21 protein-coding genes and 1 pseudogene are annotated in these 26,445 nt (G+C 71.4%); 7 read left to right on the top strand and 15 right to left on the bottom strand.

Annotation, left to right across the window (positions count from 1 at the left end; genetic code table 11):
- Nucleotides 1-239 precede the first annotated feature (239 nt).
- The 4 genes from QC283_RS14460 to QC283_RS14445 all read left to right on the top strand — a co-directional run bounded on the left by QC283_RS14460 (nt 240) and on the right by QC283_RS14445 (nt 5,159).
- On the top strand, nt 240-3,506 hold the full coding sequence (locus QC283_RS14460) for a nitrate- and nitrite sensing domain-containing protein (protein ID WP_279561905.1): 3,267 nt from the start codon (nt 240-242) through the stop codon (nt 3,504-3,506).
- A 10-nt stretch (nt 3,507-3,516) separates the two neighbouring features.
- Nucleotides 3,517-3,930: a roadblock/LC7 domain-containing protein gene (locus QC283_RS14455; RefSeq protein ID WP_055421938.1), complete on the top strand. Its 414-nt coding sequence runs from the start codon at nt 3,517-3,519 to the stop codon at nt 3,928-3,930.
- 94 nt (nt 3,931-4,024) lie between these two features.
- Complete coding sequence (locus QC283_RS14450; protein WP_053137547.1) at nt 4,025-4,597, top strand: DUF742 domain-containing protein; 573 nt, start codon at nt 4,025-4,027, stop codon at nt 4,595-4,597.
- Entirely contained in the window at nt 4,578-5,159 is a 582-nt protein-coding gene (locus QC283_RS14445) for a GTP-binding protein (RefSeq protein WP_009314218.1), read from the top strand. Before QC283_RS14450 ends, QC283_RS14445 begins: the two co-directional genes overlap by 20 nt.
- Before the next feature lie 208 nt (nt 5,160-5,367).
- Here QC283_RS14445 and QC283_RS14440 read toward each other — a convergent pair whose 3' ends face one another.
- From QC283_RS14440 to QC283_RS14430, 3 genes are all read right to left on the bottom strand, one after another.
- Nucleotides 5,368-5,565, bottom strand: a complete 198-nt coding sequence (locus QC283_RS14440; protein ID WP_279561904.1) for an acyl-CoA carboxylase epsilon subunit — start codon at nt 5,563-5,565, stop codon at nt 5,368-5,370.
- Nucleotides 5,566-5,582: 17 nt separating this feature from the next.
- Nucleotides 5,583-7,166, bottom strand: a complete 1,584-nt coding sequence (locus QC283_RS14435) for an acyl-CoA carboxylase subunit beta (protein ID WP_279561903.1) — start codon at nt 7,164-7,166, stop codon at nt 5,583-5,585.
- 154 nt (nt 7,167-7,320) lie between these two features.
- Nucleotides 7,321-9,708, bottom strand: a complete 2,388-nt coding sequence (locus QC283_RS14430; RefSeq protein ID WP_279562007.1) for a polysaccharide lyase 8 family protein — start codon at nt 9,706-9,708, stop codon at nt 7,321-7,323.
- A 155-nt stretch (nt 9,709-9,863) separates the two neighbouring features.
- Between QC283_RS14430 and QC283_RS14425 the strand changes: the two genes are divergently transcribed.
- On the top strand, nt 9,864-10,421 hold the full coding sequence (locus QC283_RS14425) for a YceI family protein (RefSeq protein ID WP_279561902.1): 558 nt from the start codon (nt 9,864-9,866) through the stop codon (nt 10,419-10,421).
- Here QC283_RS14425 and QC283_RS14420 read toward each other — a convergent pair.
- The 12 genes from QC283_RS14420 to QC283_RS14365 form a co-directional block, all read right to left on the bottom strand.
- Nucleotides 10,408-10,986: a cysteine hydrolase family protein gene (locus QC283_RS14420; protein ID WP_279561901.1), complete on the bottom strand. Its 579-nt coding sequence runs from the start codon at nt 10,984-10,986 to the stop codon at nt 10,408-10,410. The genes QC283_RS14425 and QC283_RS14420 overlap by 14 nt on opposite strands.
- 102 nt (nt 10,987-11,088) lie before the next feature.
- Complete coding sequence (locus tag QC283_RS14415) at nt 11,089-12,432, bottom strand: hypothetical protein (protein ID WP_279561900.1); 1,344 nt, start codon at nt 12,430-12,432, stop codon at nt 11,089-11,091.
- A gap of 88 nt (nt 12,433-12,520) precedes the next feature.
- Nucleotides 12,521-14,125 (bottom strand): citramalate synthase, encoded by a 1,605-nt coding sequence (cimA, locus tag QC283_RS14410; protein WP_279561899.1) that lies wholly within the window; start codon nt 14,123-14,125, stop codon nt 12,521-12,523.
- Between the two features lie 473 nt (nt 14,126-14,598).
- A complete protein-coding gene (locus QC283_RS14405) occupies nt 14,599-15,210 on the bottom strand; it encodes a TetR/AcrR family transcriptional regulator (RefSeq protein ID WP_279561898.1) in 612 nt (203 codons plus the stop codon).
- A 99-nt stretch (nt 15,211-15,309) separates the two neighbouring features.
- Complete coding sequence (locus QC283_RS14400; RefSeq protein ID WP_279561897.1) at nt 15,310-16,347, bottom strand: agmatine deiminase family protein; 1,038 nt, start codon at nt 16,345-16,347, stop codon at nt 15,310-15,312.
- Between the two features lie 10 nt (nt 16,348-16,357).
- Entirely contained in the window at nt 16,358-18,037 is a 1,680-nt protein-coding gene (locus tag QC283_RS14395; RefSeq protein ID WP_279561896.1) for an urease subunit alpha, read from the bottom strand.
- Complete coding sequence (gene ureA / locus QC283_RS14390; protein ID WP_279561895.1) at nt 18,034-18,717, bottom strand: urease subunit gamma; 684 nt, start codon at nt 18,715-18,717, stop codon at nt 18,034-18,036. Before ureA ends, QC283_RS14395 begins: the two co-directional genes overlap by 4 nt.
- Before the next feature lie 271 nt (nt 18,718-18,988).
- On the bottom strand, nt 18,989-20,095 hold the full coding sequence (locus QC283_RS14385; protein ID WP_279561894.1) for a branched-chain amino acid aminotransferase: 1,107 nt from the start codon (nt 20,093-20,095) through the stop codon (nt 18,989-18,991).
- 259 nt (nt 20,096-20,354) lie between these two features.
- Nucleotides 20,355-21,398 (bottom strand): 3-isopropylmalate dehydrogenase, encoded by a 1,044-nt coding sequence (locus tag QC283_RS14380; RefSeq protein ID WP_279561893.1) that lies wholly within the window; start codon nt 21,396-21,398, stop codon nt 20,355-20,357.
- Nucleotides 21,399-21,473: 75 nt separating this feature from the next.
- Nucleotides 21,474-21,605, bottom strand: coding sequence for a hypothetical protein (locus QC283_RS14375; protein ID WP_279561892.1), 132 nt, complete (start codon nt 21,603-21,605; stop codon nt 21,474-21,476).
- 307 nt (nt 21,606-21,912) lie between these two features.
- The gene (gene pruA, locus QC283_RS14370; protein WP_279561891.1) at nt 21,913-23,553 is read right to left on the bottom strand and encodes an L-glutamate gamma-semialdehyde dehydrogenase; all 1,641 of its coding nucleotides are present in this window, start codon (nt 23,551-23,553) and stop codon (nt 21,913-21,915) included.
- 49 nt (nt 23,554-23,602) lie between these two features.
- Entirely contained in the window at nt 23,603-24,529 is a 927-nt protein-coding gene (locus QC283_RS14365) for a proline dehydrogenase family protein (RefSeq protein WP_279561890.1), read from the bottom strand.
- Between the two features lie 164 nt (nt 24,530-24,693).
- On the opposite strand from QC283_RS14365, the gene QC283_RS14360 reads away from it, so the two are divergent.
- Nucleotides 24,694-25,980 (top strand): PucR family transcriptional regulator, encoded by a 1,287-nt coding sequence (locus QC283_RS14360; protein ID WP_279561889.1) that lies wholly within the window; start codon nt 24,694-24,696, stop codon nt 25,978-25,980.
- 30 nt (nt 25,981-26,010) lie between these two features.
- A pseudogene (locus QC283_RS14355) lies at nt 26,011-26,385 on the top strand (MFS transporter); the annotation flags it as partial.
- Nucleotides 26,386-26,445: the final 60 nt, after the last annotated feature.

Genomic DNA, 26,445 nt, shown 5'->3' with positions numbered 1-26,445 from the left:
GCGCACGAACGCCCCGTCTTTTGACGGGCCTCGCTCTTTATGACCGTTTTACGTGGGGCTTACATCACGTACAGCCCTCGCGTTCGACTGTTTGGAAGAGCGTTGGTCGCCGTGCTGGAATGCCAGAACTGCCCAATGGTCAAAGACGTACTCAGCGGTAGCGCGTACTCGATGACGGACTGGGCTCTGAGACACAGCGGCACGACATAGGTGCCGACCGCCGAGAGGTTGTTGGTCGAGTGAGGCGAAGCAAGAACAGTCCCGAGCCATCGGCCCGGGGCAACTTCACCCCGCCGCCGCGCACAGCGGCGCCCGTCCCCGAGCCCGCTGCGGAACCCAAGGCCGCGCCCGCCCCGAGCAATGGCCGTTTCTCCCCGCGCAACTGGCGGGTGACCACCCGGCTGAACGCGATCCTGCTCATACCCGTGCTGGTCGGCCTCGTCATGGGCGGCGTCCAGGTGAAGAGCTCGATCGACACCTGGCAGGACGCCGAGGACGCCGAGAGCACCGCGCGCCTGGTGCGTGCCTCCCTCGGCTACGCCAACGCCCTCTACAACGAGCGCGACCTCACGGCCGCCCCGCTGCTGCAGGGCAAGGGCCAGGAGGACGCCACCGTCACCAAGGCCCGTCAGGCGACCGACCAGGCGGCCGACGTGTTCGACGAGGCGGCCCAGGACATGCCCGGCAAGGCGGGCCTGGAGCGCCGGCTGAAGGTGTTCCGCGAGCAGGAGCCCAAGCTCCAGACGCTGCGCGCGGCCGCGTACACCTCCAAGCTCAAGGGCGTGGAGACCGAGGAGGGCTACACCGGGGTCGCCCACCCGCTGATGGAGTTCGCCAACGAGCTCGGTCTGGGCACCGGCAACATCACCTCCTACGGCCGTACCGTCTACGCGATCTCCCTGACCAAGGCGGCGCTCTCCCTGGAGCGCTCCATCGGCATGCACATGCTGGTCAAGCCGGGTCCGGACCCCAGTCACCTCGCCAGTCAGCGCGTCGCGCTCTCCTCGTACGCCTACCTGGAGCGCATCGCCATCGAGGAGTACATCGGCGGCGGTACCGAGGAGGACGCGCAGAAGCTCGAGGACGCCCAGGCGCGGCTGAAGACGGACGGCGCGGCCATGGCCAAGGAGGCCAAGGCCGCGGACCCGGACTACGTGCCGCCGCCGGCCAACCCGACCACGATGGTCTCGGAGCTGGCCCGGCTGGAGTCCACCGACACCAGTGAGCGGACCGACCTGGCCGAGCAGGGCATCACGCCGGACAACTGGTGGGCGGTCAACACCCTCAAGTTCGACGCGTACAGCAAGATCGAGACGGATCTGGCCGACAAGGCGGTGTCCGAGGCGTCCACGATCGCCGACGACGCCGAGCGGGACGCCTACATCACGGGTGCCGCGGTCGTGATCGCGCTGCTCGCCGCGTTCATCCTGGCCGGCATGGTGGCCCGCGGGATGAGCCGCTCCATGCGCCAGCTGCGCAACGCCGCCTTCGGCATCGCCGAGCAGCGTCTGCCGATGCTGGTCGACCAGCTCTCCCGTACCGACCCCGGCCGGGTCGACACCCGGGTCCAGCCGATCCCGATCACCTCGACCGACGAGATCGGCGAAGTCGCCCGCGCCTTCGACCAGGTACACCGCGAGGCCGTCCGGCTCGCCTCCGAGCAGGCTCTGCTGCGGGGCAACATCAACGCGATCTTCACCAACCTCTCGCGCCGCAACCAGTCGCTGATCGAGGGCCAGCTGAGCCTGATCACCGGCCTGGAGAACAACGAGGCCGACCCGGACCAGCTGGAGAACCTCTTCCGGCTGGACCACCTGGCCACCCGTATGCGCCGCAACGGTGAGAACCTCCTGGTCCTCGCCGGTGAGGAGCCCGGCCGCCGCTGGGACCAGCCGGTCCCGCTGGTCGACGTGCTGCGCGCCGCCTCCTCCGAGGTGGAGCAGTACGAGCGCGTCGAGCTGTCCGGCGTCCCGGAGGCCGAGATCCACGGCCGGGCCGTGACCGACCTCGTGCACCTGCTCGCCGAGCTCCTCGAGAACGCCACCACGTTCTCCTCCCCGCAGACCAAGGTCCGCGTCACCGCGACCCGTCTTCCCGACGGCCGTGTGATGGTCGAGATCCACGACAAGGGCATCGGCCTGACCGCCGAGGACTTCGCGGACATCAACCACAAGCTGGCCAACCCGCCGACCGTGGACGCCGCGATCTCGCAGCGCATGGGCCTGTTCGTGGTCGGCCGGCTCTCCGACCGGCACGGCATCCGCGTCCAGCTGCGCCCCTCCGGCGAGCAGGCGGGCACCACCTCGCTGGTCATGCTGCCGGACGCCATCACCCACGGTGGCGGTGGCGAGCACCAGTCGCGCGACGAGTTCACGGTCTCGCAGATCATCCCGGAGCAGAACGTCCAGGGCGGCGAGAGCTTCGGTCAGATCGGTCAGCCCATGCGGACCGCCGCCGAGCTGGGCTTCGACGACAGCCGGTACTCCGAGGTCCCCGACGACATACGCGACCTCGACCCGGTCGGCCGCTCGCTGCTGCGCGAGGAGCGCCGCGCGGCCCTGGAGGCCCAGGCGCACCCCGAGCTGACCGGCCCGGTGGAGCACGGCGGCCGCGAGGAGACCGAGACACCCGGGTACCAGGACCAGTTCACCGGCCGGCAGCCGGTGTACGACCCGGGCCAGGGTGGTTACCAGCAGCAGCAGAACGGCCAGGGCGGCGGGTACGACCAGCAGTCGCCGTACGCCGATCAGCAGCAGGCGTCGTACGGCGACCAGTACTACGCGCCGGACGGTGGCATGCCGCAGGGCGAGGGCTACCCGGCGGGCGGCGGTTACCAGGACCCCTCCTACGCGGAGCCGGACCGAAACGGGCACCAGTCGGCGGGCTCCGGTGCCCAGGAGAACTACTCGGCCTTCGAGCAGCGGCGTTACCAGGACGACTGGCCCCAGCAGGACGGTTTCCAGAACGGCTACCCGGACCAGTACTCCGCGGGTGCGCCCGAGGCGCAATCCGCGCAGGCCGCTGACGTGACCGAGGCGGACCGCGTAGGCTTCGACCGTCCGGGTCCGACCCCTTCCGCGGCCCACGAGATGACCGACGCGGGTCTTCCCCGCCGCGGATCCACCACGAGCGGCACGGGTGACGCGGGGCGCGCGGACCACGAGGCGCCGGCGGCCGCACCGGATGCGGGCGCCACGGACAACTGGCGGTCGGCGAACGACGACCGGTGGCAGCAGGCCTCGACACTGCGCAAGCCCAAGGCGGGCGGGGTGACCTCCTCGGGTCTGCCGCGACGGGTACCCAAGGCCAACCTGGTCGAGGGCGCCGCCGAAACCACTCCCCAGGGAGGCCCCCAGGTCTCCCGCGCCCCGGAGGACGTCCGGGGCAGACTGAGCAACCTGCGACGCGGCGTCGAACGAGGCCGCAGCGCGGGCAGTGAAACGAACGGCCAGGACACAAGGAACGAACACCGTGGTCCTGACAGCACCTACAACCAGGAGCGTTAGTGTGAGCCCGATGAGCCAGGCGGCGCAGAACCTGAACTGGTTGATCACCAACTTCGTGGAAAACACCCCGGGGGTGTCCCACACGGTGGTGGTCTCCGCCGACGGACTCCTTCTGGCGATGTCGGAAGGGTTTCCGCGCGACCGTGCCGATCAGCTCGCGGCCGTCGCCTCCGGTCTGACCTCGCTGACCGCCGGTGCCTCGCGCATCTTCGAGGGCGGCAGCGTGAACCAGACGGTTGTGGAGATGGAGCGGGGATTCCTCTTCATCATGTCCATCTCCGACGGCTCGTCCCTCGCGGTTCTCGCACACCCGGAGGCGGACATCGGCCTCATTGGGTACGAGATGGCCCTTCTGGTGGACCGTGCGGGCACGGTCCTGACCCCCGATCTGCGGGCGGAGCTCCAAGGGAGCCTTCTCAACTAAAGGACAGACGGTGCGTTTTGGCGTCCCGTGGCCGTAAAGTTTCGGGACGCGGCTCCACAGTGATGGATGCCAGGCACAGTCGGAGGAGGAAAAAGTGGCAACACCCCCAGGCGGTCCGTCTTCGGGCAACTGGTCGTACGGCCCTGGCCAGGGCCAGAACGACGGCTCGGCGAACGGATACGGCTACCCCTCCGTGCCGAGCCACCGGCAGCCGTACGCGCCGCAGGGCCCCGGTCCTTCGCCGTACGACCAGCCGCACGCTCCACGCATCCAGCCCGTGCAGCCGCAGCGCCGCACCCCTGAGCCGGCGCCCGCCGGGGCGTCGAACAACCCCCTGGTGCGCCCGTACGCCATGACGGGCGGCCGCACCAGGCCCCGCTACCAGCTCGCCATCGAGGCACTGGTGCACACCACCGCGCAGCCGCACCAGATGCAGGGCCAGTTGCCCGAGCATCAGCGGATCTGCAACCTCTGCCGGGAGATCAAGTCGGTTGCCGAGGTCTCGGCCCTTCTGACGATCCCTCTCGGCGTGGCCAGGATCCTCGTCGCCGACTTGGCGGAGGCGGGCCTGGTCGCCATCCATCAGCCCGGCGGCGACGAGAACGCCGGCGGCCAGCCAGACGTGACACTGCTCGAAAGGGTGCTCAGTGGACTTCGCAAGCTCTAGCGGAGGGCCTTCCCGCTCCACCACTTCCGCGAAGATCGTGGTGGCGGGCGGATTCGGCGTGGGCAAGACGACGTTCGTCGGCGCCGTCTCGGAGATCAACCCGCTGCGCACCGAGGCCGTGATGACATCCGCGTCCGCGGGCATCGACGACCTCACCCACACGGGGGACAAGACGACCACGACGGTCGCCATGGACTTCGGACGTATCACGCTCGACCAGGACCTGATCCTGTACCTCTTCGGTACGCCCGGCCAGGACCGTTTCTGGTTCATGTGGGACGACCTGGTGCGCGGCGCCATCGGCGCGATCGTGCTGGTCGACACGAGGCGGCTCGCCGACTGCTTCCCCGCCGTCGACTACTTCGAGAACTCGGGCCTGCCGTTCGTCATCGCCCTGAACGGCTTCGACGGTCAGCAGCCGTACAACCCGGACGAGGTCCGGGAGGCGCTGCAGATCGGGCCGGACACCCCGATCATCACGACGGACGCGCGCCATCGGGCCGACGCGAAGTCGGCGCTGATCACTCTCGTCGAGCACGCGCTGATGGCACGGTTGCGCTAGCCGCGCAGGTCGCACCCAGCCGACGCCGGGTTGCGTGACGCCCCCTGCGGCCACTGGGCTGCCGGGGGCGGACTCGTTGCCGGGGGCGGGCAGTCCGGGGCTGGTCGCGCCCGCGCGGCGGAGCCGCACATCGACACAGCCCCGCGCCCCTGGGTGGGTACGCGTAGAGGCCCCTCCAAAGCGGAGGGGCCTCTACGTATGTGTCAGGTCAGCGCCAGCTGTGCGGAGCGCGGAAACCCGGCTCGCGTTCCAGGCGGCGCCAGCCCGCGCGGACGCGGCCGCCGCCGTGGGCGGGGGCGATCTCGACGGGGCGGGCGGCGGCGCGGGCCAGGAGGAGGGCCGTGATGGCGGCGACTTCCTCGGGCTCGGCGTGGCCCTTCTCGACGCGGATGTCGGCAGTGGACATGGACGTGGCTCCTCGGGTCACTGCGGCGGGTTGCCGTGCTTGCGGGAGGGCAGGTCGGCGTGCTTGGTGTGGAGCATCGCCAGGGACTTGATGAGCACCTCGCGGGTCTCGGCGGGGTCGATGACGTCGTCGACCAGGCCGCGTTCGGCCGCGTAGTAGGGGTGCATCAGTTCGGCCTTGTACTCCTTGACCATGCGGGCCCGCATGGCCTCGGGGTCCTCGGCGTCGGCGATCTGCCGGCGGAAGATGACGTTGGCGGCACCCTCGGCACCCATCACGGCGATCTCGTTGGTCGGCCAGGCGTAGGTGAGGTCGGCGCCGATGGACTGGCTGTCCATGACGATGTAAGCACCTCCGTACGCCTTGCGCAGGATGAGCGAGATGCGCGGCACGGTGGCGTTGCAGTAGGCGTACAGCAGTTTGGCGCCGTGGCGGATGATGCCGCCGTGTTCCTGGTCGACGCCGGGCAGGAAGCCGGGTACGTCCAGGAGGGTGATGATCGGGATGTTGAAGGCGTCGCACATCTGGACGAAGCGGGCGGCCTTCTCGCTGGCCTCGATGTCCAGGACGCCGGCCAGGGCCTGGGGCTGGTTGGCGACGATGCCGACGACCTGCCCGTCCAGGCGGGCCAGCGCGCAGATGATGTTGCGCGCCCAGCGTTCGTGGACTTCCAGGTACTCGCCGTCGTCGACGAGTTCCTCGATGACCTTGGTCATGTCGTACGGGCGGTTGCCGTCGGCGGGGACCAGGTCGAGGAGGGTGTCGCCGCGGCGGTCCGCGGGGTCGCCGCACTCGTGGCGGGGCGGGTTCTCCCGGTTGTTCTGCGGGAGGAGGGAGAGCAGGTAGCGGACTTCGGCGAGGCAGGTCTCCTCGTCGTCGTAGGCGAAGTGGCACACACCGCTGGTCTCGGCGTGGACGTCGGCGCCGCCCAGGCCGTTCTGGGTGATCTCCTCGCCGGTGACGGCCTTGACCACGTCGGGTCCGGTGATGAACATCTGCGAGGTGTCGCGGACCATGAACACGAAGTCGGTCAGGGCGGGGCTGTAGGCGGCGCCGCCCGCGCACGGGCCGAGCATCACGCTGATCTGCGGGATGACGCCGGACGCTTTGGTGTTGCGCTGGAAGATGCCGCCGTAGCCGGCGAGCGCGGAGACGCCCTCCTGGATACGGGCGCCCGCACCGTCGTTGAGGGAGACCAGCGGGGCACCGGCCGCGATGGCCATGTCCATGATCTTGTGGATCTTCGTGGCGTGGGCCTCGCCCAGCGCACCGCCGAAGATCCGGAAGTCGTGCGCGTAGACGAAGACCGTACGGCCCTCCACCGTGCCCCACCCGGTGATCACACCGTCGGTGTACGGCTTCTTCGCCTCCAGGCCGAACCCGGTCGCCCGGTGCCGGCGCAACTGCTCGACCTCACGGAAGGAGCCCGGGTCCAGGAGCAGTTCGATCCGCTCCCGAGCCGTCAGCTTGCCCTTGGCGTGCTGCGCCGCCGTCGCCTTCTCGCTCGGGCCGGCCAGTGCCTGCGCACGGATCCCGTGCAGTTCGGCCACTCGCCCGCGTGCGTCCGTCGGCTCACCCGGCGCCTCATCCAAAACGGTCATGTAGCGACTGTACGAAGCCGGACAAGGAATGCCAGCCGTCGACTCCGTACAGTCTCCGACGCGATTTCCTGGTAGCACTGAACAGAACCCCCACGGCGCACAGCCGTTTCGACTGCTCAGAGGGGCTCAACCTTGTAGGGGTCGCACAAAGCCGTCAGCTGAGAGTCACCTCACATTCGTGGGTGGTACATACCACCCCTGGAGTGACTACCAGGTGCAGTCGGCGGCCCGTCGCGAGGATCTCGACCGTGTCGTCGGCCCGTAGCACCGCTCGGACCGGGTGGTCCCAGATGATCTCCAGAGGCTCGCCCGTGCGCGGCGGTTCGCTCACGCAGAGGGTAGCGGTACGACCCCGGCGGCGGATCAGCACGCTCGCTCCGGCCGTCGTGGTGAGCGGGCCGGCCGTGCCGGGCCGCCAGAAGTTCGCGGCCGTGAGGCCGAGTGGGGGAACGGTGACCGCCTGGCACCCGTCGTCGTTGGCGAGGACCGTGAGCCGGCGGCGGTCGGCGGCGCGCCGGGCGACGGCCCGGCGGCCGGCGCCCGGCATGAGGACGTAGACGTAGGCGGCGCCGGCCGGGTCCGTGCCGTGGTCCAGCCAGAGGGTCTGCCAGCGGCGGGTACGGCGCTCGGTCGTGCTGGTGGTGTTGATGTCGGACCAGGCGCCGGTGCGGTCCTCGCGCAGGGTGCGCAGGTCGCCCTCCGGCACGATCCAGCCGCCGTGGCCCTCCAGGTGGGCCCAGTCCCGGCCGCGGGCGAGGGCCTGGTCGCCGCCCTCCCCCAGGTTGCGGTTGTCGACGACCGTCTCGACCGGGGCGCCGTCCGCGCAGGTGATGCCGGCGCCCAGGCAGACCACCTCGTCGTCGAGGAAGAACCAGGACTTGCGGGCTTCGAGGGTCGAGCCGAGCCCCTTGAGGTGCTGTCCGACGGCCGCGTACTCGCCGTCGGTCGTGCCGCCGACCCAGCGGGCGTCGGGCTTGGGCGCGCCCCATTCGCCGCCCGCCCGGTCGGGCAGGCGCTTGGTGGAGACGGTGGTCCCGGGCAGCCGGTACCAGTCGACGGTGGGCCAGAACCAGTCCGTGTACTGGTCGGAGGCGACGCCGTTCGCCCACCAGCTGAGCATGCCCGCGCCGGTGTGCCAGCCGCGCGGGTTCTCGCCGTTGCCGCACTCGTAGTGGGCGATGCGGTCACTGGCCATGGCGAGGTGCGCGGTGAAGGCGGGGCGGCGGTGGACGGCACGGTCCATGGCGGCGAAGAGGTGGTGCCCGGTGGGTTCGGGCGCGGCATCTACGGGGGCGTCCGCGATCTCGTGCAGCCGGGCCAGGTCGGCGACCCGGAACTGGGGTGCCGTCAGGACGGGGGTGACGGTGTCCCGTTCGATCCAGCCCTTGATCCGCGCGTGCCAGCGCTCCCGCTCGGCGTCGCTCGCGCCGCCCGCGAGGACCGCCATCGCCGCGATGATCTGCTGCCCGTGGAAGTGGTCGCCGCGCATGACGTGCAGGTCGTCGCTCTTGAGGTAGCCACGGCTGATGGCGCGTCCGTTGACGCCGTCCATGACCAGCCCGTCGTGGACGAGGGGTGCGTAGGCGCGCTCGACGCTGTCCAGGACGATCTGCTTGCCGGGGTCCGTCACCTCCCACTCCGAGCCGGCGAGCAGGGTGAACAGCCGGCCGAGTCCGTCGAGCATGACCTGGCCGTACGTCCCCGAGTAGGCGACCCAGGTGTGCTGGACGAACGAGCCGTCGGCGTAGAGGCCGTCGCCCTCGGTGACGTACGGGAAGACCGGCGAGAGGGCGTCGCGGGCCAGGGCGATCTTGGCGGGGGCCCGGCCGAGGATGCCGCGCAGGGCGACGGAGCGGCACAGGTCGACGCGGTTGGCGCCGGTGGAGGTGCCGGAGTAGTCGGCGAGCATCGCGTCGGGGACGAAGTGGTCGACCGCGGCGCAGGCGGCGCTGACGCGTTCGGTGCCGAGGTGGTCGTACAGGGCGGCCGTGATGTCCGTCAGGAGGCGGGGGCTGCCGATCTGCCACTCCCACCAGTTGCCGTAGCGGGTGGTGGCCGGGTTGTAGACGGTGGCCGAGAGATGGTCGAGGCCGCGCAGGATGTCGGCGAGCAGGGCCTCGTCGCCGGTGGACCCGGTGCCCTGCTGGACGTACGCCTCGGTCATGGTCCACAGGCGGCCGTAGGCGAGGGTGATGCCGGCGGGCGGGTCGAAGGGGTGGCCGGGCCACAGGGAGGTGGGAGTGGGGGCCATGGTCGCGCGGTGGGCGCGGGCGCGTTCGCCGGTTGCGGCGAGGCGGGAGACGTACGGTTCGGCGGCCGGGTCGTAGCCGGTGCCGAGGGCGATGCCGAGCCAGCGTCGACGGAGGGTGTCGTAGGGGTCGGCGGCGGCCGCGGCGGGGGCGGTCGCGCCGAGGGCCGGGGGGAGTGCGGCGGCCAGGGCGGCCGTGAGGAGAAGGGAGCGGCGGGTGGGTTCGGTGCCGGTCCGGTCGGTGCCGGTTCGGTCGGTGCCGGTTCGGCGGGTGTGCGGCCACTTGGAGGTCATGCTCATGACCTTTCCCCGATTCACGGGGCGCCGCGCGAAAGCGTTGAAGCCCGTGCGGAATAGGTCTACAGTCGTGACCGTTGGACTGGTTGAACATTCAACATCATGTTGCCGAGCACCATCGCCCGGCTCCGATCACGACCAGGAGGAACACCATGACCACCACCCCCGACCTCGCCACCCTGACCGGCGACTACACGATCGACCCCGCGCACACGACGATCGGCTTCACGGCACGCCACGCCATGGTCACCAACGTCAAGGGCAAGTTCCTCGACTTCAGCGGCGAGCTGCACCTGGACGGCGCCGAGCCGGCCCGCTCCACGGCGTCCCTCGACATCACGATGGACAGCATCGACACCGGGTCCGCCGACCGCGACGGCCACCTCAAGAGCTCGGACTTCTTCAAGACGGACGAGTTCCCGAAGATGACCTTCCGGTCCACCAAGGCGGAGGCCCTGGGCGACGACGACTACCGCGTCACCGGCGACCTCACGATCCTCGGCACCACCAGGCCGCTCACCATCGACCTGGAGTTCAACGGCGCCGCCAAGGACCCGTTCGGCAACGAGCGCGTCGGCTTCGAGGGCAAGGCGGAGATCAAGCGCTCGGAGTGGGGGCTCACCTGGAACGCCGCCCTGGAGACCGGAGGCGTGCTGGTCTCCGACAAGATCAAGCTGAGCTTCGACATCTCCGCGATCAAGCAGGCGTGACGCCCCGCGCCTCCTCGCGAGCGGCGAAGTCCACGTCGGCGGCGGCCCGGACCCGGATACTCCGGCCGGGCCAGCCGATCATCCCGTAGACCGTGTTGTACTGGGCGATCGAGCGGTCCGCGGGCATCAGATCACCGGCGTCCGCCGCGCTCCGCCGCGACGTGGTGTGCCCGTCGGCCACGACGACCAGGTCGTAACCCCGGCTCAGCGCCTGCCGCGCCGTGGTGTCCACGCAGACCTCCGTGGCGAACCCGGTCACGATCACCTCGGTGACGCCGTGGGCCTGGAGGATCTCGGCGAGGTCGGTGTCCAGGAAGCTGTCCGGTGTCGTCTTGTCGACGACCGGCTCCCCCGGCCGCGGCGCCAGCTCCGGCACCACCCGCCACCCTTCGGTGCCGGGCACCAGATCCTGCCCCCGCTGCCGCACCGTCACCACGGGCACGCCGGCCGCCCGGGCCCGCTCGCTCAGCCCCGCGATCACGGCGACGGTCTCGGTGGGCCGGTGGGCGATGCCGACCGTGGCGTTCTGCATGTCGATGACGAGGAGCGCGGGAGTATGCGGCATGGGCTCACGTTAGCGAACGAGCGTTCCCCGGGCCCCCTGTACAGCGAACTCGCGACCCGCGTACGGGAACTCGCAGCCCGCCTACGGGAACTCGCAGCCCGGTCAGAAGCCTCCGCCGAAGTCGCCACCGCCGCCGAACCCACCGCCACCGCCGAAGTCGCCGCCGCCGAAACCGCCCCCGAAGTCGCCGGGGTCGAAGTCGGCGCCGGAGACGTCGCCGCCGCCGAAGTCGCCGTAGCCGGCGCCGTAGCCGGCTCCGTAGGCCGGGCCCGCCATCATGCCGCCCAGCATGGTGCCGACCAGCAGGCCGGGCAGGATGCCGCCGCCGAAGTATCCGCCCGCCCAGGGGCCGTAGGCCGGGCCCGCGTCCCAGTAGGGGCGGCGGCCGTACTCGGTGTCCACCTCGCGGATCATCGGGTCCCGGCCGTCGGACAGCCGGGTCCGGTCGGCCGCGCAGACGGGGACCTCGCGGGTGGCGCCGCCCGGTGGGGTCCAGGTGACGTCGGCGACCGACGGGCCGTGGCGCGGGTCGAAGAAGCAGGGCGGGCGGCGTTCGGGCAGCGGCCTGCCCTCGCGCCGGGCCGAGAGCTGCGCGAGCGAGAAGCGGCCGTCCTCCAGGGCCTGGGTCACGGCGCGCACGTCCTCCGGTTTACGGGCGTCCGCCATGAACGTCTTGGCCTGCTCGTAGGCGTCGAGGGCGCGTTCGTAGTCCGTGCGCATCGCGTCGTCGGCGCGCGGTTCCGCCGGGTGGAAGTCCAGGCGGTCCAGTTCCTCGCCGAACGCCGTGATGTCCTCGTCGACCACCACCCGCAGCCGCTCCAGCGCCTCCCGCTGCTCCTCCTCCCTGCGGTGCCGGTTGCGCCGGGAGAGGGCGTAGACGCCCGCGCCCCCTACCACCACGACCGCGCCGGCGGTGATCAGGGCGCCGGTCGGCGCGGAGGCGCCGCCGGAGTCCCAGGAGGAGGGCGCGGAGCCGCGTACGCTGCGCAGCGCGTCGTCCACGAAGTCGTTCAGCTGGGCCTTGGCGTCTCCGGCGCCCTGGGCCGCCGTGACCAGGTTGTCCACGCCCTGGCGGCTGAGCACCCGGCTGTCGGCGCGCGCGTCGAACTCGTCGCCGAGGCGGATGCCGTACAGGCCGGTGATGCCGGTCTCGGTGCGGAGGTTCTGGAAGAGGTTCCCGGTCGGGTAGTCGGCCGGGAGGACGGCGACGAAGACGGGTTCGTTCGCGTCCTCGATCTTGTCGGCGAGCGCCTCGGCGTCCGACGACGACAGCAGGTCGGTGGCGGCCGGGTCCACGTAGACGGGACTCTCGCGCAGGGCGGCGCCGATCTCGGAGACGTCGGTGGCCGCCTGCGCGCCGGGCGCACCGGCCATCAGCACCGCCAGCGCGGCGACGACCGGCGCGACCAGGAGGCGTATGAGGACTCGAACACGTGCGTCCGTCATACGTTCGAAAGTACCCGAATCCGCCTCGATAAGACATCAGTGCGGACCCGGAAAAAACCGGCACCCCCCCCCGCCCGCCCCCCGGCACTCATCCCGCGGGCGTGACCCCCGCCCGCAGCAGCCCGTACGTGTACGCGTCCTCCAGTGCCTGCCAGGAGGCGGCGATGACGTTCTCCGCGACGCCCACCGTGGACCACTCCCCCGTCCCGTCGCTGGTGGAGATGAGGACCCTGGTCGTGGACTGGGTGCCGTGCACGCCCTCCAGGATGCGGACCTTGTAGTCGACGAGGTCCAGCTTGGCCAGCTCCGGGTAGATCTTCTCCAGGGCGACGCGCAGGGCGCGGTCCAGGGCGTTGACCGGGCCGTTACCCTCCGCCGTGGCGACGATGCGCTCGCCCTTGGCCCAGAGCTTGACGGTGGCCTCGTTGGCGTGGGAGCCGTCGGGGCGGTCCTCGGCGATCGAGCGCCAGGACTCCACGTCGAAGTACTTCAGGGGGCTGCCCTCGGCCTCCGCGCGCAGCAGGAGTTCGAAGCTCGCGTCGGCGGCCTCGTAGGTGTAGCCCGCCAGCTCGCGTTCCTTCACGCGCTCGACGACCCGGCCGACCAGTTCCCGGTCGCCGCCGAGGTCGATGCCGAGCTCCTTGCCCTTGAGCTCGATGGAGGCGCGGCCGGCCATGTCGGAGACCAGCATCCGCATGGTGTTGCCGACCAGCTCCGGGTCGATGTGCTGGTAGAGGTCCGGGTCGACCTTGATCGCGGAGGCGTGCAGGCCGGCCTTGTGCGCGAAGGCCGAGACGCCGACGTAGGGCTGGTGGGTGGAGGGGGTGAGGTTGACGACCTCGGCGATGGCGTGCGAGATGCGTGTCATCTCGCTGAGCCGGCCCTCGGGCAGGACCTGCTTGCCGTACTTCAGCTCCAGCGCGGCCACGACCGGGAACAGGTTGGCGTTGCCGACCCGCTCGCCGTAGCCGTTCGCCGTGCACTGGACGTGGGTCGCGCCCGCGTCCACCGCGGCGAGGGTGTTGGCGACGGCGCAGCCGGTGTCGTCCTGGGCGTGGATGCCGAGCCGGGCACCGGTGTCGGCCAGCACCGTGCCGACCACGGCCTGGATCTGCGCCGGGAGCATGCCGCCGTTGGTGTCGCACAGGACGACCACGTCGGCGCCCGCTTCCGAGGCGGCGCGGACGACGGCCTTCGCGTACTCGGGGTTGGCGCGGTAGCCGTCGAAGAAGTGCTCGCAGTCGACGAAGACCCGGCGGCCCTGCGCGACGAGGTGGGAGACGGTGTCCCGCACCATCGCCAGGTTCTCGTCGAGCGTGGTGCGCAGGGCGAGCTCGACGTGCCGGTCGTGGGACTTGGCGACCAGGGTGATCACCGGGGCTCCGGACTCCAGGAGCGCCTTGACCTGGTGGTCCTCGGCGGCCGTGGCCCCCGCGCGGCGCGTGGAGCCGAAGGCGACCAGCTGGGCGTGGCGGAAGTCGATCTCCTGCTGGGCGCGGGCGAAGAACTCGGTGTCCCGGGGGTTCGCGCCGGGCCAGCCGCCCTCGATGAAGCCCACACCGAAGTCGTCCAGGTGCCGTGCGATGGCCAGCTTGTCCGCGACCGTGAGGTTGATGCCCTCGCGCTGCGCGCCGTCGCGCAGGGTGGTGTCGAAGACGTGGAACGAATCGTCGAGTTCGCTGGGTGCGGTCATGATCTGAAGACTCCTGTAGGGGATCTCGGTCTACCGGAATGACCGGTTCCACCGTCCGTCTATGATCCCTCGCGCTCTCTTCCCGGCTGGAGGTGGGCCAGGAAAACGAAAAACCTCTCGCGGGTGCGAGAGGTCTGCGCGCGGGTCGAGGACGACGGTGTCCACCCGTACCTGGTCGTACGTGGTGGTCACTGCGGACCGGCGCGCCTGCTGCCAATAATCATGGCGAACGAGAGCACGGGGGCAGTCTGGCACAGTCTGTCCCGTGCTCACCGTCCGTCTCAGGATGCGAGCGGTGGATGTTCAGTTCAGGCGGCGGACGAACCCGTCGGACTCGCCGTCGTGGTCCAGCCAGACGATCGTGCCCGAGCCCTGGACGCCTCTCCCCCGGCCCCGCGCCGGAGGCTCCCCGAGGCGGACGCGTCGCACGGCGCGGGTCGATCGGCCGTATGACGTACAACCCGGGCAGAGGCTCAGGCGTCCGCGAAGAGGCCGTCCGTCAGGAACTCCCGTACGTGGCCGAGAACCTGCGCCCGGTCCGTCCCCCGCAGCCCGATCGCCACGTGAATGGCGAAGCCGTCGAGGAGGGCGCGCAGCCGGGATGCGAAGCGGTCGGGGTCCACGGGCCGGAACTCGCCGCGTGAGACGCCCTCGGCGAGCAGCGCGACCAGGTCGCGGTGCCAGGCGCCCTCGATGGCGGCCTGCCGGTCGCGGGCCTGGTCGGCGGCGTTCTGCGAGCGGTTCCAGACCTCCAGCCACAGGGTCCAGTGCGGGTCGCGGTGCCCGTCGGGGACGTACAGGTCGACGTAGGCGTGGAGGCGTTCGCGGGCCGTCCCGGGGCGGGTGAGCAGCCGGCCGCGTTCGACGCCGAGGCGGCCCTCGCTCCACTCCAGGGTGCGCAGCAGCAGTTCGTCCTTGGACCGGAAGTAGTACAGGAGGTGGCCGCTGCTCATGCCGACCTCGCGGCCGAGCGCCGCCATGGTGAGCTTCTCCAGACCGCTGTCGGCGATCATCTCCATGGCGGCGGCGAGGACGTGCTCGCGCGGCGGGGCGGGGGTGCGGCGGCGGGCGCCGGGGGTGCTCATGCGGAGGTCACCGGGGCCGCGTCCGGCCGGTGTCCGCGGGCTGTGCAGGGCGATACATTCACCCGTACGTTCTACCCGATCATCGCCGTCGCCCCGCCGTCAGCCCGCCTTCGGCTGCTGCTGCGTGACGCAGTGGATGCCGCCGCCGCCCGCGAAGATCGTGCGCGCGTCCACCAGGGTCACCGTCCGCCGCGGGTGGAGCCGGCGGAAGATGCCGGCCGCGACCTCGTCGCGCGGGTCGTCGAAGCCGCAGAGGACGACGCCGCCGTTGCAGAGGTAGTGGTTGACATACGAGTAGTCGGCCCAGTGGCCGTCGGCCTCCAGGGTGGTCGGGGCGGGCACCTCGACGACCTCCAGGGGGCGGCCCCGGGCGTCGGTGGCGGAGCGCAGGATACCGATGGCCTCCCGCGTCACCTCGTGGTCGGGGTGGGCGGGGTCCGGCTGGTGGTGGGCGACGACGACGCCGGGGCGGGCGAAGGCGGCGAGGATGTCGATGTGGCCCAGGGTGCCGAAGCCGTGCGGTGGGTAGTCGCCGGTGAGGCCGCGCGGCAGCCAGATCGCCTTGCGGGTGCCGAGGTGGGCGTGGATCTCCGCCTCGACCCGCTCCTTCGTCCAGCCGGGGTTGCGCTCGGGGCCGAGTTGCACGGTCTCGGTGAGCAGCACGGTGCCCTCGCCGTCGACGTGGATGCCGCCGCCCTCGTTGACCAGCGGGGAGCTGTACGTGCGGGCGCCCGCGAGGCCGGCGACGTGACGGCCGATCTTCGCGTCGTGCTCCCAGTGGGCCCACTCCTGGGCGCCCCAGCCGTTGAAGGTCCAGTCGACGGCGGCCAACTCGCCGCCCCGGGTGAGGAAGGTGGGGCCGATGTCGCGCATCCAGGCGTCGTCCAGGTCGTGTTCGACCGTCTCGATGCCGTCGCCCAGCAGGGCGCGTGCCTCGGCCGACCGGCCCGGTCCGCACACCACCGTGACCGGCTCGAAGCGGCGGACGGCACGGGCGACCGACGCCCAGGCGATACGCGCGGCGGCCAGGTCCCCGGGGTCCTCGAAGGTGGGGTTGGGGCCCGGCCACGCCATCCAGGTGCGTTCGTGCGGGGCCCATTCGGCGGGCATGCGGAAGCCGTCTGCGGCAGGGGTCATGGCGGGACCTTCACAGGAAGTAGAGGCGGTTGAGGGAGACGGAGTCGGCCGGTTCGGAGCGCAGCGGGTCGCCGTCCAGGGTGACCAGGCCGGTGCGCTGGTCCACGTCGACCGCGCCGGTACGGGAGTTCAGGCGCAGGTCGGCCGGGCCGATGCCGCGGGTGCCGCGCACGGCGACCCTGCGGCGGCGGGTGGGCATCGTGTCGCCGCCCTGGTCGAGGGCGGCCCGCGCGACGAAGGCCACCGATATCTCGGCGGGCGTGGCGCCGTGCGCGCCGAACTGCGGGCCGAGGACGAGGGGCTCGCAGGTGTCGGTGGCCGCGTTCGGGTCGCCGACCACGCCGTACGCCGGGAAGCCGGACTTGAGGACGAGCTGCGGCTTGGCGCCGAAGTACTCCGGGCGCCACAGGACGATGTCGGCGAGCTTGCCGGTTTCGATCGAGCCGACCTCGTGGGCCAGGCCGTGGGCGATGGCGGGGTTGATGGTCAGCTTGGCGATGTAGCGCAGGACGCGTTCGTTGTCGTGGTCGTCGTCGGGGGCGCCGAACTGGGCCTTCATCTTCCCGGCCATCGCGAAGGTGCGGCGGACCGTCTCGCCGGCCCGGCCCATGCCCTGCGCGTCGGAGGAGGTGATGCCGATGGCGCCCAGGTCGTGCAGCACGTCCTCGGCGCCCATGGTCCCGGCGCGGATGCGGTCGCGGGCCATGGCGGCGTCGCCCGGCAGGTCGGTCTTCAGGTCGTGGACGGAGACGATCATGCCGTAGTGCTCGGCGACCGCGTCCCGGCCGAAGGGCAGGGTGGGGTTGGTGGAGGAGCCGATGACGTGGGGCACACCGGCCATCTTCAGCACGTTGGGGACGTGTCCGCCCCCGCAGCCCTCGATGTGGAAGGCGTGGATGGTGCGGCCCTCCAGGACACGGAGGGTGTCCTCGACGGAGAGGCACTCGTTCAGGCCGTCGCTGTGCAGGGCGACCTGGACGTCGTGCTCCTCGGCGACGCGCAGGGCGGTGTCGAGGGCGCGGGTGTGGGCGCCCATGTCCTCGTGCACCTTGAAGCCGCTCGCGCCGCCCTCGGCCAGCGCCTCGACCAGCGGCGCCCCGTCGGACGACGACCCCCTTCCCAGGAACCCGATGTTGACCGGCCAGGCGTCGAACGCGCCGAACGCGTGCTTCAGCGCCCAGGGCGAGTTGACGCCGACGCCCCACACGGGCCCGAACTCCTGCCCGATGACCGTCGTCACGCCGGACGCGAGCGACGCCTCCATGATCCGCGGGGAGAGCAGGTGGACGTGGGTGTCGACGGCTCCGGCGGTGGCGATGAGGCCCTCGCCGGAGACGATGGAGGTGCCCGTGCCGACCACGACGTCGACACCGTCGAGGGTGTCGGGGTTCCCGGCCCGCCCGATCGCGTGGATCCGTCCCTCGCGGATGCCGATCGACACCTTGCGGATGCCCTGCGCCGCGTCGATCACCACGACGTTGCTGATGACGACGTCGCAGGTCTCGCGCACGGCGGCGGCCTTGAGGTGGAGTCCGTCGCGGGCGGTCTTGCCGAAGCCGGCGAGGAACTCGTCGCCGTGCCGCTGGGCGTCGGACTCGACGCGGATCACCAGCCCCGAGTCGCCGAGGCGGAGGCGGTCGCCGGCGCGCGGGCCGTGGGTGGCGGCGTAGGCGTACGGGTCGGTGCTCATCGGTCCGCTCCCAGATATCCGCAGGCGGCGGCCCGGCGCAGGGCCTCTTCCCTCGCTCCCGGCGCGTCCAGCGGGCCGTCGACCAGCCCGGCGAACCCGACGGCGACGCGCGCGCCGCCGATCGGGACGAGCCCGACCTCGACGCGTTCGCCGGGCCCGAAGCGGACCGAGGACCCGGCGGGGACGGCGAGGCGCATGCCGTAGGCCCGCTCGCGGTCGAAGTCCAGCCGCGGGTTGGCCTCGAAGAAGTGGAAGTGGGAGGTCACGGAGACGGGCACCGTCGCGGTGTTGGTGACCGGGATGCGCACGGCGGCTTCCGGTTCGGCGTGGGCGGGGCCCGGCAGCAGGGCGCCCGGGCCCGCCGTCCCGAGCGCTCCGCCCGCGATGGGGCCGGAGACGACCGCGAGCCGGGAGCCGTCGTCGAACACGGCCTCCACGTGCACCTCGGTGACCACGTCAGCGACGCCGGGCAGCACGTCGTCCGGGCCGAGTACGGACCGGGCGCGCTCGACGGCCTCCGCGAGGCGGGCACCGTCGCGGGCGGCCTCGCACACGGTGTCCGCGATCAGCGCGGTCGCCTCCGGCACGTTCAGCCTGAGCCCGCGGGCCCGGCGGGCACGGGCCAGCTCGGCCGCGCCGAAGAGCAGCAGCCGGTCTCGTTCCGTGGGGGTCAGCCTCACGACGTGGCACCTCCTCGCCATCACTGATTAGAGCGTCACTCTAAACAGCGGGTTCGAGGAAGGGCAACGTTGACGAGCAGTGGCGAGCGGCCTTACTTTGAGCATCGCTCTAAATCGTGGACAGTCTGCGGCGACCTGCGGTGATGTCGCACGGGGCCGCTGCCGGTGTTCTACCGGCGGGGCGGGCCCCGGTTTCCCCCACTGTCGGGGCCGGGGGCGGGGAGCCGGGGGCTCACGCCCCCGGCACATGGCCGCACCGGCCCCGGGCGCCTCAGGCCAGGCGGTGCATCCAGCCGTGCTTGTCCTCGGCCGTACCACGCTGAATGTCCAGCAGGGCTCCGCGCAGGCGCTGGGTCACCTCGCCGGGCTCGCCTCCGCTCTGCTGCCACTGGGCCCCGGCGCGCTTCACCGTGCCGACGGGCGTGATCACGGCCGCCGTACCGCAGGCGAAGACCTCGGTGAGGGTGCCGTTCTCCGAGTCGCGCTGCCACTGCTCGACGGAGACGCGGCCCTCCTCCGCCTCGTAGCCGAGGTCGCGGGCGACGGTGAGGAGGGAGTCGCGGGTGACGCCCTCCAGGATGGATCCGGTCAGGGACGGGGTGACGATCACGGGCTTTGAATTGGACGCAGCGCCGTACACGAAGTACAGGTTCATGCCGCCCAGCTCCTCGACCCACTGGTGCTCGACCGCGTCGAGGTAGCAGACCTGGTCGCAGCCCTTGGCCGCGGCCTCCGCCTGGGCGAGGAGGGACGCGGCGTAGTTGCCGCCGGTCTTGGCGTCACCCATGCCGCCGGGGACGGCGCGGACGCGGTCCTCGGAGACCCAGATGGAGACCGGCTTGACGCCGCCCGGGAAGTAGGCGCCGGCCGGGGAGGCGATGACGATGAAGAGGTACTCGTTGGCCGGCTTCACGCCCAGGCCGACCTCGGTCGCGATCATGAAGGGCCGCAGGTAGAGGGATTCCTCACCACCGTGTGCCGGGACCCAGTCCTGGTCCTGGCGCACCAGGGCGTCGCACGCCTCGAGGAAGGTCTCCACCGGCAGCTCCGGCATGCCGAGGCGGCGCGAGGAGGCCTGGAAGCGCTGCGCGTTCTTCTCCGGGCGGAAGGTGGCGACGGACCCGTCGGGGCGGCGGTACGCCTTCAGCCCTTCGAAGATCTCCTGCGCGTAGTGCAGGACCATGGTGGCCGGGTCGAGGGAGAGCGGGGCGTACGGAACCAGCTGACCGTCGTGCCAGCCGCGGCCCTCGGTCCACTTGACCGTCACCATGTGGTCGGTGAAGTGGCGGCCGAACCCGGGGTTGGCCAGGAGCGCCTGCCGCTCTGCGTCGGAGAGCGGGTTGGCGGAGGGCTTGAGCTCGATCGTGGGCGTCGTCATGGGTTGATGTCCTTCACCGGTTTGGTTGTGACGGGCCGCGGTCACGCCCGTACGGCCGGTGGCCGGTGCTAGGACGTCCGAGCATTCCCTCAGGTCGCGGCTTCGCGTTCGATTATCGCGCGCGGTCCGTGACGGATGAAGCGGGGTGAATGCGGCCCAGGGTTCGATGGTCGCACCTTGCGGACGCAGGAGAAAGCCGCCGGGTGCCTTGTTTCTCGGACCCGGCGGCTTCGAAAGGTTGGATTTCGAGTGCGCCGGGTCAGCCGGCTACTCGTACGGCGAGTGCGTCGCCGATCTCGGAGGTGGAGCGGGCGGGCTTGTCGCCGCGCTCGCCGAGGTCGGCGGAGACGGCGTCCTCGATGCGGGCGGCCTCGGCCTCGTGGCCGAGGTGGCGCAGCAGCAGGGCGACGGAGAGCACCGTGGCGGTGGGGTCGGCCTTGCCCTGGCCGGCGATGTCGGGCGCGGAGCCGTGCACCGGCTCGAACATCGAGGGGAAGTCGCCGGACGGGTTGATGTTCCCGCTGGCGGCGACGCCGATGCCGCCGGAGACGGCCGCGGCGAGGTCGGTGATGATGTCGCCGAAGAGGTTGTCGGTGACGATCACGTCGAAGCGCTCGGGCTGGGTGACGAGGTAGATCGTGGCCGCGTCGACGTGCATGTACTCGGTGGTGACGTCGGGGTACTCGGTGGCCACCCTGTTGAAGACGTCCGTCCACAGGTGGCCCGCGAAGGTCAGCACGTTGTTCTTGTGGATGAGCGCCAGCTTCTTGCGCGGCCGGGCCTGCGCGCGGGCGAAGGCGTCGCGGACCACGCGCTCGACTCCGAAGGCCGTGTTGACGGAGACCTCGGTGGCGACCTCGTGCTCGGTGCCCTTGCGGATGGTGCCGCCGTTGCCCGTGTAGGGGCCCTCGGTGCCCTCGCGGACGACGACGAAGTCGATCTCGGGCTGGCCGGCGAGCGGGGTCGCGACACCGGGCAGGAGCTTGCTCGGCCGCAGGTTGACGTGGTGGTCGAAGGCGAAGCGGAGCTTCAGCAGGAAGCCGCGCTCCAGGACGCCGGACGGCACCGACGGGTCGCCGATCGCGCCGAGCAGGATGGCGTCGTGCGCCTTGAGGGCGTCGAGGTCGGCGTCGGTGAGGGTCTCACCGGTGGAGTGGTAGCGCCGGGCGCCGAAGTCGAACTCCTTGGTCTCCAGCTTCACATCCTGCGGAAGGACGGCGGAGAGGACCTTGAGACCTTCGGCCACGACCTCCTGGCCGATGCCGTCACCGGGAATCACTGCGAGATTGAGGCTGCGAGACATGACGGCACCCTACTCCTCGTCCCACGGGATGACATGCGGCGTCCGGCATGCGGACGCCGACGCGTCACCTCGGACTCAGTGCCCGGTGGAGCCGCCGTTGTCCCGGCGGTCGAGGGCGCGCTGGAGGGCGGCGGCCGCGTTCCTGCGGTCGGAGTCACTGGTACGGGAGAGGTGGCGGACTCGGCGGCGGACGGTCGTCTCGGCCATGGGAATCGACTCCTTCGGCACGCGGGAGAGCGCGGAAAGCGAGTGGTACGGGGAGACGCCGGAAGGGGCGGGGAGCGCGGTGCCGCAGGGGTTGCCTGCAAGGGGCCCGGCTCACGACCGCCATCCGCTCGATCGAGCGGGACGTTCGGCTCCTACAAAGCTAAGGGAGCGTGGAGCGTCTGTCTCCACAATTACTCGGACTTCCTACTATCTGAGACAGTGCCGTCGGTCACTCCGCCGCGACCTGCGAAAACGTCGGACGGGCCAGGTCGGGGGGAGACCTGGCCCGTCCGGGATCGGGTGGGCGTCAGCCCATGTGCGGGTACGCGTAGTCGGTCGGCGCGACCAGCGTCTCCTTGATGGCGCGGGTCAGGGTCCAGCGCATCAGGTTCTGCGGGGCGCCCGCCTTGTCGTTGGTGCCGGAGGCACGGCCGCCGCCGAAGGGCTGCTGGCCGACCACGGCGCCGGTCGACTTGTCGTTGATGTAGAAGTTGCCGGCCGCGTAGCGCAGCTTCTCCATCGTGTACGCCGCCGCAGCGCGGTCGTTCGAGACGACCGAGCCGGTGAGGGCGTAGTCGGAGACCGACTCCATCTGGGTCAGCATCGCGTCGTACGCGTCGTCGGCGCTGTCGTCGTACACGTGCACGGCGAGGAACGGGCCGAAGTACTCGGTGCGGAACACCTCGTTCTCCGGGTCGGTGCACTCGACGACCGTCGGGCGGACGAAGTAGCCGACCGAGTCGTCGTAGGAGCCGCCCGCGACGATCGTGCAGGTGTCGTCGGCCTTGGCGCGGTCGATGGCCGCCTTGTTCTTGGCGAAGGACCGCTCGTCGATGACGGCGCCCATGAAGTTCGACAGGTCGGTGACGTCACCCATGGTGAGGTAGTCGACCTCGGCCGCGAACTCCTCCTTGAAGCCGTCGTTCCAGATGGACGCCGGGATGTACGCGCGGGAGGTGGCGCTGCACTTCTGGCCCTGGTACTCGAAGGCGCCGCGGGTCAGGGCGGTCTTCAGCACGGCGCGGTCGGCGCTCGGGTGGGCGACCAGGAAGTCCTTGCCGCCGGTCTCGCCGACCAGACGCGGGTACGTGCGGTACTTCGCGATGTTGTTGCCGACCGTCTTCCACAGGTGCTGGAAGGTCGGGGTCGAGCCGGTGAAGTGGATGCCCGCGAGGTCGCGGTGCTCCAGGGCGACCTCGGAGACCGCGATGCCGTCGCCGGTGACCAGGTTGATGACGCCCTTGGGCAGCCCGGCCTCCTCCAGCAGCTGCATCAGCAGCACGGCGGCGTGGGTCTGCGTCGGGGACGGCTTCCAGACCACCACGTTGCCCATGAGGGCCGGGGCGGTGGGCAGGTTGGCGGCGATCGCGCTGAAGTTGAACGGCGTGATCGCGTAGACGAAGCCCTCCAGCGGGCGGTGGTCCATGCGGTTCCACACGCCCGGGGAGTTGGCCGGGGGCTGCTCGGCCAGGATCTGGCGGGCGTAGTGGACGTTGAACCGCCAGAAGTCGATCAGCTCGCAGGGGCTGTCGATCTCGGCCTGCTGGGCCGTCTTGGACTGGCCGAGCATGGTGGAGGCGGCGATGGTCTCGCGCCACGGGCCGGACAGCAGCTCGGCGGCGCGCAGGATGATCGCCGAGCGGTCGTCGAAGGACATCGCGCGCCACGCGGGGGCGGCGGCCAGGGCGGCGTCGATCGCGTCCTGTGCGTCCTGCTGGGTGGCGTTCGCGTACGTGCCCAGGCGGGACTTGTGGTTGTGCGGCTGCACGACGTCGAAGCGCTCGCCGCCGCCCATCCGCTTGACGCCACCGATGGTGCAGGGCAGGTCGACCGGGTTGTCGGCCAGCTCCTTGAGCTTGGCCTCCAGCCGGGCGCGCTCGGGCGAGCCGGGGGCGTAGCCGTGCACCGGCTCGTTGACGGGGGCGGGGACCTGGGTCACAGCGTCCATGGGTTCCGTAACTCCTTGACTTGAGCGGGTTGTGCGAGCGGGTGCGGGCTCAGCCCTTGCTCACCATCGAGCGGGCGAAGAACCGGAGGTTGGCCGGCTTCTCCGCCAGACGGCGCATGAAGTAGCCGTACCAGTCGGTGCCGTAGGCGGTGTACACGCGCATGCGGTGGCCCTCGGCGGCGAGCCGCAGGTGCTCGTCGCCGCGGATGCCGTACAGCATCTGGAACTCGTACTCGTCGAGCTTGCGCCCGGCGGTGCGGGCCAGTTCCTGCCCGATGGAGATCAGGCGCGGGTCGTGGGACCCGATCATCGGGTAACCCTCGCCCTCCATCAGGATGCGCAGGATGCGCACGTACGCCTTGTCGATCTCGTGGCGCTGCTGGTACGCGACCTCGGCGGGCTCCTTGTAGGCGCCCTTCACCAACCGTACGCGAGAGCCGTTGTCGGCGAGCCGGCGCGCGTCGGCCTCGGTGCGGAAGAGGTAGGACTGGATGACGCAGCCGGTCTGCGGGAAGTCCTTCCGCAGCTCGTCGTGGATGGCGAACATCGAGTCGAGGGTGGTGTGGTCCTCGGCGTCGAGCGTGACCGTGGTGCCGATCTCGGCGGCGGCCTCGACGACCGGGCGGACGTTCTTCAGGGCCAGCTCGTGGCCGCCGTCCAGCGCCTGGCCGAACATCGACAGCTTCACCGACATCTCGGCACGGGTGCCGAGGTCCAGCGACTTCAGCCGGTCGATCAGCTCCAGGTAGGCGTCGCGGGCCGCCTCGGCCTGCGCGGGGTTGGTGATGTCCTCGCCGACGACGTCCATCGTCAGTTCCAGGCCCTGGCCGGTGAGGTCCCGGATGATCGGCACGATCTCGTCGACCGTCTCGCCGGGGATGAACCGGTCGACGACCGGCTTGGTCACGGGCGCCGCCGAGACCATACGACGCATCCGGTCGCTGCGCGACGCGGCGAGAATCACGGGACCCAGCACGGGGCACCTCCACTTACCAACCAACACGAGGCCGCTGCCCGACGAACGGGGGACGGCACGGAGAACCACCGTGAAATCTAAGGATCCCCCCGATCGTCGGCCATCGACAGCTGTCACGCATCCGTGCCACGGATCTCAGACAAATGTATGAACCACGCGCGGATATGCGGCAGAATGCCCGGGTGACGACGGATTCCAGGGGTGACTACCAGGAGCTGGTCGACGAGATCTCCGAGCTGCTGGGCGCGCCCGCGACCCTGGAGAACCGCGACTTCGAGCTGATCGCCTTCGGCGCGTACGACAGCGAGGGCGACCTCGATCCCTCGGTCCTGGACCCGGTACGCACCCGCTCGATCCTGACCCGGCGTTCCACGGCGGCGGTCCGGGCCTGGTTCGAGGGCTTCGGCATCACCCGCGCGAGGGGCCCGGTCCGCATTCCGCCGACCCCGGAGGCCGGGGTGTACCGGGGGCGCACGTGTCTGCCGGTACGACACCGGGGCGTCGTCCTCGGCTATGTGTGGCTCCTGGACACCGAGCCCGGCCCGACGGAGCGGCAGCTGGCGGCGGCGATGGAGGTCACCGTCCGGATCGGCGCGCTGCTCGCGGACGAGGCGCAGCACGGCGCCGATCTGAGCCGGGAGCTACGGGCGGTGCTGACCGCCGAGCGGGACTGGCAGCGGGACATGGCGGTGGCGGAGCTGCGTACCGCCCTCGGTGCCCGCGCCGACACCCCGCACGCGGTGGTGTGCGTGGCGCCCTGGCCGTCGGCCGGCCCCGAGGACGCGCCCTCGGTCCGTACGGTGCCGGGGGCGACGGCGCTGTGCACGGTGCCGTGGGGGGCCGCGGGACAGTCGCTGGCGCTGCTGGTCCGGTTGCGCTCGGCGGACGTGCTGACCCCGGCGACGACGGCGGCGGGGCGGCTGCTGGAGCGGGCGCGGAGCGAGGGCGGGACGGCCGGAGCGAGCGGGACGGCCGGAGCCGCCGGCCGCCGGACCGGCGCCGTCTCCGGGGCGGCGGCCGGGTCGATCGGAGCGACGGCCGGGGTGGCGGCGGGGGTCTCCGCGCCGCGCACCGGGCTGGCCGAGCTGGGGGCCGCCTGGCAGGAGGCCTCGGCGGCGGCCCGGGCGGCGCGCGCCGAGAGCCGGTTCGGTCCGGTCGCCGAGTGGACGTCCATCGGAGCGTTCCGTCTGCTGACCGCGCTGCCCGCGCGGTCCGCCCACGATCCCGCCGTACGGGCGCTGCTCTCCCCCGCCCACCGCGAACTGGCCCGCACGGCCGAGGTCTACCTCGACCGCGCGGGCCAGGCCGGCCGCACGGCCGCCGAGCTGGGCATCCACCGCCAGACGCTGTACTACCGCCTGTCCCGCGTCGAGCAGCTCACAGGCCTGGACCTGGACGACGGCGAGGACCGGCTGCTGCTGCACATGGCGCTCAAGGCCTGGGGTCTGTAGCCGCCTCGATCACCGGACCGTCCCGGTGGAGCGGGCGGGCCGTCCTCGCTGATGGAGACCGGCACGGAGTTCGGTGGTGCGCTGGGCATGGCCGTCCTGGGCTCCATCGGCACCGCCGTCTACCGCCACGGCGTCCCGGACCCGGCACCGGCCGCGGCTCACGAGACGCTGGGCGGGGCGCCGGCCGTCGCCGGGCAGTTGCCCGGGCGCACGGGGGATTCGCCGGCGACGGCGGCTCGGGAGGCGTTCACCCAGGGAATGCGGGCGGCGGCGATCGCGGGCGCGGTGGTGCTCGCCGGTGCGGCCGTCCTGGCGGCGGTGACACCGCGTCGGGTGCGGGTGCGGGAGGAGTCCCGCACGGAGAACGCCGGACGGGCTGACCAGGTCAGCCCGTCCGGCGTGTGAGGGACGAGTCCGTTCGGAACGAACGGGGCCCGGGGGCGGCTGCCCCCGGGTACGGCGGCG

It is taken from the genome of Streptomyces sp. DH41, from assembly GCF_029813785.1.
Lineage (GTDB): Bacteria > Actinomycetota > Actinomycetes > Streptomycetales > Streptomycetaceae > Streptomyces.
The sequence above is the reverse complement of the archived record's forward strand: the minus strand, read 5'-3'. Positions and strand labels throughout refer to the sequence as shown.

Bases quoted from the DNA above. Each gene is read 5' to 3' on its own strand.
- QC283_RS14405 (WP_279561898.1), bottom strand. From the start codon at position 15,210: ATGAGCACCCCCGGCGCCCGCCGCCGCACCCCCGCCCCGCCGCGCGAG.
- QC283_RS14455 (WP_055421938.1), top strand. From the start codon at position 3,517: ATGAGCCAGGCGGCGCAGAACCTGAACTGGTTGATCACCAACTTCGTG.
- QC283_RS14360 (WP_279561889.1), top strand. From the start codon at position 24,694: ATGCGGCAGAATGCCCGGGTGACGACGGATTCCAGGGGTGACTACCAG.
- QC283_RS14395 (WP_279561896.1), bottom strand. From the start codon at position 18,037: ATGAGCACCGACCCGTACGCCTACGCCGCCACCCACGGCCCGCGCGCC.
- QC283_RS14440 (WP_279561904.1), bottom strand. From the start codon at position 5,565: ATGTCCACTGCCGACATCCGCGTCGAGAAGGGCCACGCCGAGCCCGAG.
- QC283_RS14375 (WP_279561892.1), bottom strand. From the start codon at position 21,605: ATGGCCGAGACGACCGTCCGCCGCCGAGTCCGCCACCTCTCCCGTACC.
- pruA (WP_279561891.1), bottom strand. From the start codon at position 23,553: ATGGACGCTGTGACCCAGGTCCCCGCCCCCGTCAACGAGCCGGTGCAC.
- QC283_RS14400 (WP_279561897.1), bottom strand. From the start codon at position 16,347: ATGACCCCTGCCGCAGACGGCTTCCGCATGCCCGCCGAATGGGCCCCG.
- QC283_RS14430 (WP_279562007.1), bottom strand. From the start codon at position 9,708: ATGACCTCCAAGTGGCCGCACACCCGCCGAACCGGCACCGACCGAACC.
- cimA (WP_279561899.1), bottom strand. From the start codon at position 14,125: ATGACCGCACCCAGCGAACTCGACGATTCGTTCCACGTCTTCGACACC.
- QC283_RS14385 (WP_279561894.1), bottom strand. From the start codon at position 20,095: ATGACGACGCCCACGATCGAGCTCAAGCCCTCCGCCAACCCGCTCTCC.
- QC283_RS14435 (WP_279561903.1), bottom strand. From the start codon at position 7,166: ATGACCGTTTTGGATGAGGCGCCGGGTGAGCCGACGGACGCACGCGGG.
- QC283_RS14420 (WP_279561901.1), bottom strand. From the start codon at position 10,986: ATGCCGCATACTCCCGCGCTCCTCGTCATCGACATGCAGAACGCCACG.
- QC283_RS14380 (WP_279561893.1), bottom strand. From the start codon at position 21,398: ATGTCTCGCAGCCTCAATCTCGCAGTGATTCCCGGTGACGGCATCGGC.
- QC283_RS14425 (WP_279561902.1), top strand. From the start codon at position 9,864: ATGACCACCACCCCCGACCTCGCCACCCTGACCGGCGACTACACGATC.
- QC283_RS14415 (WP_279561900.1), bottom strand. From the start codon at position 12,432: ATGACGGACGCACGTGTTCGAGTCCTCATACGCCTCCTGGTCGCGCCG.